Annotated in this window: 12 protein-coding genes; 7 read left to right on the plus strand and 5 right to left on the minus strand. The window is 65.6% G+C overall.

Annotation, left to right across the window (positions count from 1 at the left end):
• The first annotated feature begins 47 nt into the window (after positions 1-47).
• From ACQCS0_RS03395 to ACQCS0_RS03405, 3 genes are all read left to right on the plus strand, one after another.
• Positions 48-740 (plus strand): TrmH family RNA methyltransferase, encoded by a 693-nt coding sequence (locus ACQCS0_RS03395; protein WP_426939157.1) that lies wholly within the window; start codon positions 48-50, stop codon positions 738-740.
• Between the two features lie 170 nt (positions 741-910).
• Positions 911-1,930 (plus strand): class II fructose-bisphosphate aldolase, encoded by a 1,020-nt coding sequence (fbaA, locus tag ACQCS0_RS03400; protein ID WP_426940031.1) that lies wholly within the window; start codon positions 911-913, stop codon positions 1,928-1,930.
• A gap of 2 nt (positions 1,931-1,932) precedes the next feature.
• Positions 1,933-2,355, plus strand: a complete 423-nt coding sequence (locus tag ACQCS0_RS03405) for a DUF3151 domain-containing protein (RefSeq protein WP_185262435.1) — start codon at positions 1,933-1,935, stop codon at positions 2,353-2,355.
• 136 nt (positions 2,356-2,491) lie between these two features.
• Here the strand turns inward: ACQCS0_RS03405 and ACQCS0_RS03410 are convergent, their stop codons facing one another.
• Positions 2,492-3,121, minus strand: coding sequence for a uracil-DNA glycosylase (locus tag ACQCS0_RS03410; protein ID WP_354154780.1), 630 nt, complete (start codon positions 3,119-3,121; stop codon positions 2,492-2,494).
• A gap of 440 nt (positions 3,122-3,561) precedes the next feature.
• Here ACQCS0_RS03410 and ACQCS0_RS03415 point away from each other — a divergent pair, with 440 nt between their 5' ends.
• From ACQCS0_RS03415 to ACQCS0_RS03430, 4 genes are all read left to right on the plus strand, one after another.
• Positions 3,562-4,851, plus strand: a complete 1,290-nt coding sequence (locus ACQCS0_RS03415) for an adenylosuccinate synthase (RefSeq protein ID WP_058932815.1) — start codon at positions 3,562-3,564, stop codon at positions 4,849-4,851.
• Between the two features lie 261 nt (positions 4,852-5,112).
• The gene (locus ACQCS0_RS03420; protein ID WP_354154778.1) at positions 5,113-5,454 is read left to right on the plus strand and encodes a DUF1508 domain-containing protein; all 342 of its coding nucleotides are present in this window, start codon (positions 5,113-5,115) and stop codon (positions 5,452-5,454) included.
• 232 nt (positions 5,455-5,686) lie between these two features.
• A complete protein-coding gene (locus ACQCS0_RS03425; RefSeq protein WP_354154777.1) occupies positions 5,687-6,238 on the plus strand; it encodes a sigma-70 family RNA polymerase sigma factor in 552 nt (183 codons plus the stop codon).
• Positions 6,235-7,008 carry a hypothetical protein gene (locus tag ACQCS0_RS03430; protein WP_354154776.1) on the plus strand — a complete coding sequence of 258 codons (774 nt, stop codon included), beginning with the start codon at positions 6,235-6,237 and terminating at the stop codon, positions 7,006-7,008. The genes ACQCS0_RS03425 and ACQCS0_RS03430 overlap by 4 nt, the downstream gene beginning before the upstream one ends.
• Before the next feature lie 48 nt (positions 7,009-7,056).
• On the opposite strand, the gene ACQCS0_RS03435 is transcribed toward ACQCS0_RS03430, so the two are convergent.
• From ACQCS0_RS03435 to acs, 4 genes are read right to left on the minus strand one after another with little or no spacing between them, the layout of a single operon-like run.
• The gene (locus ACQCS0_RS03435; RefSeq protein ID WP_354154775.1) at positions 7,057-7,551 is read right to left on the minus strand and encodes a CoA-binding protein; all 495 of its coding nucleotides are present in this window, start codon (positions 7,549-7,551) and stop codon (positions 7,057-7,059) included.
• Positions 7,548-8,906 carry an O-acetylhomoserine aminocarboxypropyltransferase/cysteine synthase family protein gene (locus ACQCS0_RS03440; RefSeq protein WP_354154774.1) on the minus strand — a complete coding sequence of 453 codons (1,359 nt, stop codon included), beginning with the start codon at positions 8,904-8,906 and terminating at the stop codon, positions 7,548-7,550. The genes ACQCS0_RS03435 and ACQCS0_RS03440 overlap by 4 nt, the downstream gene beginning before the upstream one ends.
• On the minus strand, positions 8,906-10,105 hold the full coding sequence (gene sfnG / locus ACQCS0_RS03445; RefSeq protein ID WP_354154773.1) for a dimethylsulfone monooxygenase SfnG: 1,200 nt from the start codon (positions 10,103-10,105) through the stop codon (positions 8,906-8,908). The genes ACQCS0_RS03440 and sfnG overlap by 1 nt, the downstream gene beginning before the upstream one ends.
• Complete coding sequence (acs, locus tag ACQCS0_RS03450; RefSeq protein ID WP_426939518.1) at positions 10,102-12,078, minus strand: acetate--CoA ligase; 1,977 nt, start codon at positions 12,076-12,078, stop codon at positions 10,102-10,104. Before acs ends, sfnG begins: the two co-directional genes overlap by 4 nt.
• Positions 12,079-12,147: the final 69 nt, after the last annotated feature.

Consider the following 12,147-nt stretch of genomic DNA (forward strand, 5'->3'; position numbering starts at 1 on the left):
CCTCCGCCGGTGATGAATGCTCCAGTGGTCCAGTCTAGTGTTGAGGGGTGAAACAAACGCCCGGAAACCCAGTCGAACCTCATCCGATTCCAGCGGAGGAGCCAGCGCCCGAGGAGGCGCCGGAGCCAAAGGCGGAGGTCGGCGTCGGGCCCTGGGACGGCGAGCTGCCTGAAGGCGACCATTGGGACCATGAACTGCTGGCTGACGGCGACCGGCGCAACGTGGTGGACCAGTACCGCTACTGGAAGCATGACGCGATCGTGGCAGACCTCGATTCGAAGCGGCACAACTTCCATATCGCCATCGAAAACTGGCAGCACGATATGAATATCGGCACCGTGGTGCGGACCGCCAACGCGTTCCTCGCCAAGGAAGTCCACATCATCGGACGACGCCGGTGGAACAGGCGCGGGGCCATGGTCACCGACCGCTACCAGCACATCCGCCACCACCCCACCGTGGAGGACTTTGTTGCCTGGGCGCAGGGGGAAGGGCTCGCTATCATCGGCATCGACATCTTCCCGGACTCCGTGCCCCTGGAAACCTATGAGCTGCCCAAGGACTGCGTGTTGGTGTTCGGCCAGGAAGGGCCCGGGCTGACGCCGGAGGTCCACGAGGCGGCCCTAGCTACGCTGTCCATCGAGCAGTTCGGCTCCACCCGCTCCATCAACGCCGCCTCCGCCGCCGCGATCGCCATGCATGCCTGGATCCGCCGGCACGTTTTTAGCCAGTCCGTCTGACCCGCGCCACTCTGAGCCGAGCCGAGTTGGCTTTGTGAGCGTATGTGTTACCCGTCCGCGTGACCCGAAACACTGCCCCTGCACAGAAATGGCTAGGATGGTGGCTAGCCGTAAGAGGTCTACTCTCCAGGGTCACAACCCATAGACGAAAACTCAGCATAGGAGTCACCATGCCCATTGCAACCCCAGAGATCTACTCCGAGATGATCGATCGTGCCAAGGCCGGCGGCTTTGCGTTTCCGGCGGTCAATGTGACGTCGTCGCAGACCCTGAATGCGGCCATTCGCGGGTTCGCCGAGGCTGAGTCCGATGGCATCATCCAGGTTTCCACCGGTGGCGCAGCGTACTGGTCCGGCGCATCGGTGAAGGACATGGTTGCCGGTTCGCTCGGCTTCGCCGCCTTTGCCCGCGAAGTGGCCAAGAACTACAACGTCAACATCGCGCTCCACACCGACCACTGCCCCAAGGACAAGCTGGACAGCTTTGTCCTGCCGCTGCTGGCCGCTTCCGAGGCCGAGGTCAAGGCCGGCCGCAACCCGATCTTCAACTCGCACATGTGGGACGGCTCGCACGAGGCCCTCGAGGACAACCTGCGCATCGCCCGCGAACTGCTGGCGCGTGCCGCCGCCGCCAAGATCATCCTCGAGGTCGAAATCGGTACCGTCGGTGGCGAGGAAGACGGGGTGGAGAACGAGATCAACGAGAAGCTGTACACCACCACCGAAGACGCCCTGGCGACCATCGAAGCCCTGGGTGCGGGCGAGAACGGCCGTTACCTGACGGCGCTGACGTTCGGTAACGTCCACGGTGTGTACAAGCCCGGCGGCGTGAAGCTGCGCCCGGAGCTGCTCAAGCAGATCCAGGCCGAGGTGGGCGCCAAGATCGGTAAGGAGAACCCGTTTGACCTGGTGTTCCACGGCGGTTCGGGCTCTTCTGATCAGGAAATCGCTGACGCGGTCTCATATGGCGTGATCAAGATGAACGTCGACACCGATACCCAGTACGCGTTCACCCGTCCGGTGGCCGGGCACATGCTCGCCAACTACGACGGCGTGCTGAAGATCGACGGCGAAATGGGCAACAAGAAGACCTACGATCCCCGCGTCTGGGGCGCCTCAGCCGAGGCTGGCATGGCTGCCCGCATCGTCGAGGCCGCCCGCCAGCTCGGCTCCGTCGGCAAGACGTTCTAGCCATGTCGGACGAGTTCCGCAAGAACCTGATGGGTCCGGAGCCGACACTCCTGCCTGCCGAGACCGACGTCTATGAGCAGCTGGACGCCGGCGCCGAACCCCTGGACCTGGTGGAGAAGCACCCCACGTCGTCGCTGTTGTGGGCTGTCCTGGCTGAGGAGGCGTGGTCCGAGGGCCGCACCATCGATTCCTACGCCTACTCGCGCGTTGGCTACCACCGCGGGCTGGACTCACTGCGCCGCAACGGCTGGCGCGGGGTGGGCCCTATCCCGTGGGAGCACGAACCTAACCGCGGCTTCCTGCGTGCGCTCTACTCGCTGGGCCGCGCATCCGCGGCCATCGGCGAAGCCGAGGAACCGGAACGCATCGAGAAGTTCCTCAACGACTCGGACCCGGCAGCCAAGGCAGCCATCGAGGGCAAGTAGTTTGAAGAGCAACGCGGGGTCACTCCCGGCCCGTTCCGCACCGGCGGATGGGCCGGGAGTGACCCCGCGTTGCTTTAACGAACGACGGCGGGCGGTCACCTTTTCAGAAAGGTGACCGCCCGCCGTCGTCCGGTGGCTAGACCTTCGCGAGTCCCGTGCGGGCCATGGCATCGGTGTAGACGACGCGCATTTCCTCGAGGTACTGTTCCTGCCGCGCGGGCGTCCCGGCGAAGGCGCGGCCGCTGAGGGAGCGGACCTTGTAGGTCTTCAGCCCGCGGCGCCAGAGCAGCGGAACTTCGGTCTTCAGCAGCAGGTTGGCCAGGCGGTTGGCTTCGGTGCCGTGGGCCACGATCACCGAGGCGCGGGGGACCACGGCGAGGAACTTCAGCAGCGGCTTAAGGCCGGCGGAAATCTGGTCCGGCGTGAACTTGCCGTTGACCTCGCCGGGCGTGTGCCACGGGTGCACGTTCCAGGGCATCACGAACTCCGGGCGCAGGCCCAGCGTCCACTGGATGCCAAGCATGCGGGTGGCGGCGTCTTCGTCGCCGGCGGTGATGAAGCCGGACGGGTCAGCTTCGCCGATGTTGGAGTAGAGGCTGATGATGCGGCACTCGTCCACGTCGTGCATGGGGTCCACGTACGGGACTTCGGTGTGGGGCTTGACGCTCTGCAGGGAATCGCACAGCTCGTTGACGGCTGCAACGTTGGGCTCGTAGCGGCGGCTGAGGAGCTGTTCACGGAGGGATTCTGGGGCCAGGGCTGTCATATAGTGCAATGTCTCCTGCGGGGCTCGGCGATGCTGCCAATCCGGAAAATGGGCGCGTGATGGGCGCGCCCGTCCGGCGTGGTTTCAAATGTGGTGTGGACCGATTCCTGGTCGATCTCTATCAGTTTAGCAAGCCCCGCGAAATGCGGACCCCGTCCGGTGAGATTCCGTGATGAAAGGCATACGCCGGGCCACGCAGCCGGAGACGAAAACCCGCGGACGATTCGCAATGGCACGGCAGGCTCCGCAGGCCCATCGGGTGGAGGAAACCCCCGCGTCGGCTAAACTTGGGTGGTAAGAGCCCCGGACTCTTGCGTGGCTGGCCGCCGTAGCGGTCCGGCCAGGCTATGGCCTTCGGGGCATTCTCATGAACGGCGCAACGCAGGCCTGCCATCTCGGTGGACTGACCTGTGCGGCCCGAACGAATGGGGGAGGATCCCATGCCAGCAATCGTGATCGTAGGAGCCCAGTGGGGCGACGAAGGAAAAGGCAAGGCCACCGATCTTCTGGGCGGCCGCGTTGACTACGTCGTCAAGCCCAACGGCGGCAACAATGCCGGGCACACCGTCGTCGTAGGCGGTGAGAAGTATGAGCTCAAACTCCTTCCGGCCGGCATTCTGAGCCCCAACGCGATTCCGATCATCGGCAACGGCTGTGTGGTGAACCTTGAGGCCCTGTTCCAGGAGATCGAAGGCCTGCAGGCCCGCGGCGCGGACACGTCCAAGCTGCGCATCTCCGCCAACGCGCACCTCGTGGCGCCCTACCACCAGGTCCTGGACAAAGTCACCGAGCGTTTCCTCGGCAGCCGCGCCATCGGCACCACCGGCCGCGGCATCGGCCCCGCCTACATGGACAAGGTGGCCCGCCTGGGCATCCGCGTCCAGGACGTCTTTGACGAGTCCATCCTCCGCCAGAAGGTGGAAGGATCCCTGCGCCAGAAGAACGAACTCCTGGTCAAGGTCTACAATCGCCGCGACATCGTGGTGGACGAGATCGTGGACTACTTCCTGGCGTTCGCCGAGCGCCTGCGCCCGCTGGTCATCGACAGCACGCTTGTCCTCAACAACGCCCTGGACGAGGGCAAGGTTGTGCTGATGGAAGGCGGCCAGGCCACGTTCCTGGACGTGGACCACGGCACCTACCCGTTCGTGACCTCCTCCAACCCGACCGCCGGCGGCGCGTCCGTTGGCTCGGGTATCGGCCCCACCCGGATTTCCCGCTCCATCGGCATCATCAAGGCCTACACCACCCGTGTTGGCGCCGGGCCGTTCCCCACCGAACTGTTCGACGAGATGGGCATGTACCTGCAGAAAACCGGTGGCGAGTTCGGTGTAAACACCGGCCGTCCGCGCCGCTGCGGCTGGTACGACGCCGTCCTGGCCCGCCACGCTTCCCGCGTGAACGGCTTCACAGACTACTTCGTCACCAAGCTGGACGTCCTCACCGGCATCGAGCAGATCCCCGTCTGCGTTGCCTACGACGTCGATGGTGTGCGGCACGACGAAATGCCCATGACGCAGACCGAGTTCCACCACGCAGTGCCCATCTTTGAGTACTTCGAGGGCTGGACCGAGGACATCACCGGCGCCCGCACCCTGGAGGATCTCCCCGAGAACGCCCGCAACTACGTGCTGGCCCTCGAAAAGCTCTCCGGCACGCGTTTCTCCGCGATCGGCGTCGGCCCGGACCGCGACCAGACCATCGTGGTCCACGATCTGATCAACGACTGACAGCCTGTAAGGCACGACGACGGCGGGTCACCTGGAAAGGTGGCCCGCCTTTGTTCTGCCTGGGGTTGTACGCAATTTACACAGGCTTAACGCAATCGGTCTTGTGAGGCTGTACACGGGGCGCACAGACTCTTAAGTACACCCTGAACTGATCAGTTGATCATTCGACCAGACCCGCAGGTGCCGGACGCAGCGATGCTCCGGGACCGCCCGTGGCTAAGATGCCGCCCGGACGGGACCCACAGACCGGAAGGATTCATCATGGCCGGGAAGTTTGAAGTTTTCTTGGATTCGGATTCACATTTCAAGTTCCGCCTCACGGCACCGGATGGCACGGTGATGGCTGTGTCCGGAGCCTTTGAGGACAAGGCAGCCGTGGCTGCCGGGATCGCCGCCGTCCGCGAATGCGCCGGGACAGGGCTGGTCACCGACCTCTGCCCCGCCGCGAACGTTTCGCCGTCCGCCCCCGCGCCCGCCCCGGTGCTTGTCCCCGCCCAACGCAAGCCGGGCTGTGGGGACCAGCTCGCCCCCGCCACCAGGGCGCACACTTTTGTCATGGCCAAGGCGCCGCGCCGGGGTGTGGCCGCCCCGCGCTGGACGTAGGCAGCACGGCCGGCGGTACAGTCCTGGAAGTTTTTTCTCCGCCTGCGTAACCCCGGCGGTGTCTGGAGCGATTACCCCTTTGAAGCGCCGGTCTGGAACGTGTCCCCCATCATGTTCCAGCCCGGCTCTTTTGTTACCGGCGGGTAAAGTTAGCTGGCGAGGGCATTCCGCGCATGAGGTGCGGGCCCCAAGCTCAGGCAAGCCCAGTCCCTCCACCGAAGGCCCTGTGTCCGTGATTGATGCACTGACAGACGACGTTCTGCGTGCGCGCGCCCGCGATCCGGAGCTTTTCAGCATCGTGTATCGCACATATGCATCGCAGGTCCGGGGCTACCTCACCGCCCGCGGGGTAGAAGATTCGGAGGCGGTTATGCAGGAAGTCTTCCTCGCCGTCCTACCGCGTCTGCATACGGTCACCGGCGGTGTCGCCGGGCTGCGCACCTTTGTCTTCTCCGTGGCGCACGCCAGGATGGTGGACGATCACCGGAGGCAGCAGCGCACCCCCACCAAACTTCCGTTCGAACCGGAGCTTGACGGACGCCAGGAGTCATCCGCCGAGGCCCAAGTGCTGCAGCGGATATCCCCGCAGGAGGTCGCGGATCTCCTGAACGATCTGCCAGCTGAGCAGCGGGAAGTGTTGTCGTTACGCCTCGTCGCGGGCCTGACCGTGGACCAGGTGGCCGCTGTGATGGGAAAGAGTGCGGGTGCCGTCAAACAGCTACAGCGACGTGCACTGATCCGGCTGCGCGAGCAGTCCGCAGTGAAGGAGTACGTGGCCCCATGACGTCCAATGCCAGCTCCCTGATCCTGACCGTGGATGAAATGCTCCTTGATGCCGGCTGGACCGATACCGCCGGTTGGACCGATGACGCCAGGCTCCGTGAAACCCTGCTCGCGGTCGGTTCCCTTGCCTCCGGGCCGGTCCTCGAGGCCGGCCCTGAACTGGCGGCACTGCTCTCAGGCCAGTCCCATCAGCTCGCCCGGCACCGCCTGCTCCGTAAGCACCGGGCCACCGTGGTTGGCTTGGCTGTCATCGCGGGGATGGGGCTGGGCGTCACCGGAGTGGCCGCCACCGGGACGGTTCCAAACGCGCAAGCCAGCAGCTCCATTCAGCAGCTGTTGCAGGACTGGGCTCCTGACTGGACCATCGCGGGGACTCGGGCCGCCAGCGGGAGCGCCGCCAATCCGGCGGAGGTGCAGCCGCCGGCAGAGCCGGTATCCCATGACGACGCGGCGCCGGCACTCCCCGAACCTGCTGAACCCGAAACTGCCCTGCCAGCGGACGGCCCGGAAAACGCGGGCCAGGACGCGGGCACGGAGCCGTCCGGCCGCGGAGCCGACACAGCGGCCGGCACGTCAAGGGCGGACGACGGCGGCGCGCCGGGGAACGCCGCGGGCGTCACCCCGGGCGGCGCTGCTCCGCGGGTGGCAGCCACTCAGGCCGCTGCCACCCAGCAGGAAAGCAAAGGTCCAGCCAAGGCGGCCACGGACGCCGCTGCCAAGCTCGGCAATGCCGGACCCGGTTCAAACTGGCTGAGGAAGTTCAACCGGTAGTCAGGTTCCCCGTCAGGAAGAGCCATTCCGCCGGGAAGCACCTTTCCGTCAGGAAAGCAGTTGCCGTTTGGAGGAGATCACGCCGGTGTCGAAGCCGGCCAGGTGCAGCCCGCCATGGAACCGGGCGTGCTCGATCTTAACGCAGCGGTCCATTACCACGTTGAGCCCGGCGGCTTCCGCATCCGCGGCCACGTCCTCATGCCAGGAGCCGAGCTGCAGCCAGAGGGTTTTGGCGCCGGCCGCGATGGCTTCGTCCAGGACGCCCGGGAGGTCATCGTGCTTGCGGAACACATCCACGATGTCCGGGCTTTCGGGAAGATCGGCCAGTGAGGTGTAGGTCGGTTCACCAAGGATCTCCTTGACCACGGGGTTCACGAAGTACACCTTGTACCGCGTGGACGACTGCAGGTACGTCGCCACAAAATAGCTGGCCCGGGACGGCTTGTCCGAGGCGCCCACAATCGCAATTGAGGTTGCTGCGCGCAGCAGGTTCAGACGCTCCGGCGCCGAAGGTCCGGTCCAGGTGCGTTCGCTGGGGCTCATGCGTTCGCTCCAATTGTGCATGATTCTGCTTCGGTGGTTGAGCCCGTCGAAACCCCGGCCTCAACCACCGGTTCCGAGGCCGCGTCCAGTGCCTGATCCAGGTCCCACAGGATGTCCTCGATATCCTCCAAGCCCACGGAAATCCGGACCAGGTCCTCGGGCACGCCCGCGGACTCCAGCTGGACCGGGCTCAGCTGCTGATGCGTGGTGGACCCCGGGTGGATCACCAAGGTGCGGGAATCGCCCACGTTGGCCAGGTGCGAGGCCAGCTGCAGGGATTCGATGAACTTCTGCCCGGCCGTGCGGCCGCCCTTCACCCCGAAGGAGAAGACGGAGCCGGGGCCCAGCGGCAGGTACTTCTTCGCGCGCTCAAAATGCGGGTGCGAGGGTAGCCCGGAGAAGTTGACGTATGCCACGCGGGGGTCGGCCTCGAGCCATTCGGCGACGGCCTTGGCGTTCTTGAGGTGTTCGTCGAGTCTTTGCGGGAGGGTTTCCACGCCCTGCAGCAGCTGGAAGGCCGACAGCGGCGACAGCGCCGGACCGATATCGCGCAACTGTTCGCAGCGCAGCTTGGTGAGGAAGCCGTACTCGCCGAAGTTGCCCCACCAGGAGACATTTCCGTAGGACGCCACCGGCTCGGTCATGGTGGGGAACTTGCCGTTGCCCCAATCAAACCGGCCGCTTTCCACGATCACGCCGCCCAGGGTGGTGCCGTGCCCGCCGAGGAACTTGGTGGCGGAGTGGATGACGATGTCGGCGCCGTGTTCGATCGGGCGCACAAGGTAAGGCGTGCTCAAGGTGGCGTCCACCACGAGGGGGATGCCGGCGTCGTGCGCTACCTTCGCCAGTGCCGCCAGGTCCTGGACTTCCGACGACGGGTTGGCCACCACCTCGACGAAGATCGCCTTGGTGTTTTCCCGGACTGCCGCGGCATAGTCTGCGGGGTCGGTGCCGGGAACGAACGTGGTGTCCACGCCGAAGCGGCGGAGGGTCACATCGAGCTGGGTGACCGTCCCGCCGTAGAGCTGGGAGGCTGCCACGATGTGGTCGCCGGACTGGGTGAGCGCGGCAAAGGTGATGAACTCAGCTGCCATGCCGGAGGACGTTGCCACGGCGCCGATGCCGCCTTCCAGCGAGGCGATGCGCTCTTCGAAGGCTGCCACGGTGGGGTTGCCGATGCGGGAGTAAATGTTGCCGTACTTCTGCAGCGCGAAGAGGTTGGCGGCATCCTGGGTGTCCTTGAACACGAAGGACGTGGTCTGGTAGATGGGTACGGCGCGGGCGCCGTGCTCGGCGTCGGGGGTGCCGCCGGCGTGCAGGGCGCGGGTGCGGAAACCGAATTTGCGGTCAGCCATCAGACAGCCGCCGGCTCGGCGACTGGCGTGTTGGAGAGATCGAGTTCTGTGCCGTTCTGGCGGGCCAGGTCGGCTTCGAGTTCGCGGACGATCGGCAGGATGTCCTGTCCGAAGGCTGCGACTTCCTCCTGGAAGTGCAGGTAGCCGGTGAGGAAGAGGTTCACGCCGATCTTCTTGTATTCCACGATCCGTTCGGCGATCTGCTCCGGGGTGCCGATGAGTTGGGTCTTGAAGCCGTCGTTGTACTGGACCAGGTCCTCGAAACTGGAATCGGCCCACATGCCCTTGCCGTCCTTGGTGGACGCGCCGGCTTCCTGCACGGCGTCGCGGAACCCCTGGACGGCAGTCTTGTGTGCCTTCGCCACGATTTCGCGGAGTGTCTCGCGAGCCTCTTTCTCGGAATCGCGGGCGATCACAAAGCCGTTGAGGCCGAACCTCGGAGAAGCCAGTGCGCCGTCGGTGCCCTGGGTTCCGCGGCCGGTCTCGACCGAAGCGGCAACCACCCCGGCGATGTTCTCCTTGAAGCCTTCCAGGTCCTTGCCGTTGGAGAAGTACCAGTCAGCCACGCGGCCCGCGGTGGCCTGTGCCGCCGTCGAGTTTCCGCCGAAGAAGACCTCCGGGTGCGCGCGGCCCGGAACGTCCACGGGTGCCGGGTTCAGGGTGAAATCGGTGATGTTGTAGTACTTGCCGGTTTGGCTGTATTGCTGCTCGGTCCAGAGCCCGCGCAGCACCTTGATGAATTCCTCGGTGCGGACGTAGCGTTCGTCGTGTTCCAGCCAGTCGAGGCCGAAGTTGGTGAACTCATTCTTGAGCCAGCCGGAGACGATGTTGACGGCGGCGCGGCCGTTAGAGATGTGGTCCGCGGTGATGATGAATTTGGCCAGTACGCCGGGGTGCCACATGCCCGGGTGGACGGCGGCGATGACCTTGAGGCGCTCGGTGGCGGCGAGCAAGGCAAGAGAGAACGACGTGGCCTCGTGCTGTTTGTCGGCTCCGTAGGAGGCGGCGTACCGGGTCTGCGTCAGGGCGTACTCGAAGCCCGAGTTCTCGGCGATCTGCGCGAGCTTCTTGTTGTAGTCAAAGTCCCAGCCGGTGCGCTGTTCGATGGTGGAGACCACCAGGCCGCCGGAAACGTTCGGCACCCAGTACGCAAACTTGAGCGGCTCTGAAAGGCGGGCAACGTTGCTGATGTCTGTCATGAGTTTTCCTTTACTAGGGCCCGCTCGCGCAGGACGTCCTGGATTCCGGCGATCGCCGGTTCGTTTTGAAGTGAGGTGGTGTCGCCCAGGGCGGTCCCCTCAAATAATTGGGTGAGCAGCCGGCGCATGATCTTGCCGCTGCGGGTCTTCGGTACGTCAGGAACCACGACGACGTCGCGTGGCTTCGCGATCGGGCCGATCGCCTTCGCGACGTGGTTCCGGAGTTCCTCGGTGGTTGAGCTGGTCGAAACCGTCGAAACCCCCGTCTTCAAAACCACAAAAGCGACAATCGCGTGCCCGGTCTTGGGATCGGCGACCGGACAGACGCCGGCCTCCACCACGTCGGGGTGGGACACCAGTGCTGACTCGATCTCGATGGTGGACAGCAGGTGGCCGGAAACGTTCAGGGTGTCGTCCACGCGGCCCAGGATCCAGATGTCGCCGTCGGCGTCGTACTTCGCGCCGTCGCCGGCCAGGAACCAGCCCTGCTCCACATACTGGCTCCAGTAGGAGTCGTAGTAGCGGCGGGGGTTGCCCCAGACGGTGCGCGCAATAGCGGGCCCGGGGGTGTCCACCACAATGAAGCCCTGGACGCCTGGCGGCACTGTATTGCCGGCGTCGTCCACGATCCTGGTGCTGACGCCCGGCAGCGGGCGGGCCGCGCAGCCGGGCTTGAACTCGGTGTCCGTGGGGGCGGGGGAGAGGATGGTGGCGCCGGTTTCGGACTGCCACCAGGTGTCCACCACGGGGGCGGTGCCGGCGCCGACGTTCTGCCGCAGCCAGCGCCACGCTTCAGGGTTGACGGCCTCGCCCACGGTGCCGAGCATCCGGATGGTGGAGAGGTCGTAGCTGTCCGGCACGCCGTCCGGGAACCAGCCCATGAGGGAGCGGACCAGAGTGGGCGCGGTGTAGTACTGGGTGACCCCGTAGCGTTCGATGATCTCGAAGTGGCGGCCCGGGTGCGGGGTGTTCGGTGTGCCTTCGAAGATCACCTGGGTCACGCCGTTGGAGAGCGGACCATAGATCTCATAGGTGTGCGCCGTGACCCACGCGAGGTCGGCGGTGCACCAGTGCACGTCCTGGTCACGGAGCGCGGGATCCGGGTTGCTGAAGAGGTGTTCGAAGCTCCAGGACGCCTGGGTCAGGTACCCGCCCGAGGTGTGGACCAGGCCCTTGGGCTTGCCGGTGGTCCCGGAGGTGTACATGATGAACAGCGGCGTTTCGGCGTCGAATGCTTCGGCTTCGTGGACTTCCGCGGCGCTCCCGACGGCGTCATGCCACCACACGTCGCGGCCTTCAGCCATGGGAACGGCGGCCAGGTCCTCCGGCGCCGTGGTGCGGTTGATGACCAGCACGTGTTCGATCGCGTTGTCACCGGCGACGGCAGCGTCCGCGTTGTCCTTAACGGGCACGGCGACACCGCGGCGGAACTGGCCGTCCGTGGTCACCAGGAGCTTGGCGCCTGTGTCCTCGACGCGGAACTTCAGGGCTTCGGCGGAGAATCCACCAAAAACGAGCGAGTGGATGGCGCCGATCCGGGCCACGGCGAGGGTGATGATGACGGTTTCGGGAATGACCGGCAGGTAGATGACCACGCGGTCACCCTTGGTGATGCCCAGGGCCAGCAGGGCGTTGGCGGCCTTGGAGACTTCGCGCTGCAGCTCCGCGTACGTGATGGCTCTGCGGTCGCCGGTCTCGCCTTCGAAGTGGAGGGCCACTTTGCCGCCGCGGCCATTGGCGACGTGGCGGTCCACGCAGTTGTAGGCGACGTTGAGCTTGCCGCCCTCAAACCAGGTGATTTCCGGGCCTTTGCCGGCTGCGGCGTCGGCCGGGACGCGGCGGTGGGCCGTGTGCCAGGGCTTGCCGTCTTGGGGTCCCGCGGGCCGGGCCCAGTCCAGGCGGAGGGCCTGCTGCTCCCAGAAGGCCACATGGTCCGGTTGGGCTTCTTCGCGTGTTTCCTTGTGCTCCGCCATCTGCGGTGCGGTGGTGGTGCTGCTGTGGCGCGCCGGCTCTCCCGACGGTGCGCCGTGCACAGCGACGTC

This window comes from Pseudarthrobacter sp. S6, from assembly GCF_050156575.1.
Classification (GTDB): Bacteria; Actinomycetota; Actinomycetes; order Actinomycetales; family Micrococcaceae; genus Arthrobacter.

Coding starts and splice junctions, on each gene's coding strand:
- fbaA (WP_426940031.1), top strand. CDS start 911: ATGCCCATTGCAACCCCAGAGATCTACTCCGAGATGATCGATCGTGCC.
- ACQCS0_RS03405 (WP_185262435.1), top strand. CDS start 1,933: ATGTCGGACGAGTTCCGCAAGAACCTGATGGGTCCGGAGCCGACACTC.
- ACQCS0_RS03410 (WP_354154780.1), bottom strand. CDS start 3,121: ATGACAGCCCTGGCCCCAGAATCCCTCCGTGAACAGCTCCTCAGCCGC.
- ACQCS0_RS03415 (WP_058932815.1), top strand. CDS start 3,562: ATGCCAGCAATCGTGATCGTAGGAGCCCAGTGGGGCGACGAAGGAAAA.
- ACQCS0_RS03420 (WP_354154778.1), top strand. CDS start 5,113: ATGGCCGGGAAGTTTGAAGTTTTCTTGGATTCGGATTCACATTTCAAG.
- ACQCS0_RS03430 (WP_354154776.1), top strand. CDS start 6,235: ATGACGTCCAATGCCAGCTCCCTGATCCTGACCGTGGATGAAATGCTC.
- ACQCS0_RS03435 (WP_354154775.1), bottom strand. CDS start 7,551: ATGAGCCCCAGCGAACGCACCTGGACCGGACCTTCGGCGCCGGAGCGT.
- ACQCS0_RS03440 (WP_354154774.1), bottom strand. CDS start 8,906: ATGGCTGACCGCAAATTCGGTTTCCGCACCCGCGCCCTGCACGCCGGC.
- sfnG (WP_354154773.1), bottom strand. CDS start 10,105: ATGACAGACATCAGCAACGTTGCCCGCCTTTCAGAGCCGCTCAAGTTT.
- acs (WP_426939518.1), bottom strand. CDS start 12,078: ATGGCGGAGCACAAGGAAACACGCGAAGAAGCCCAACCGGACCATGTG.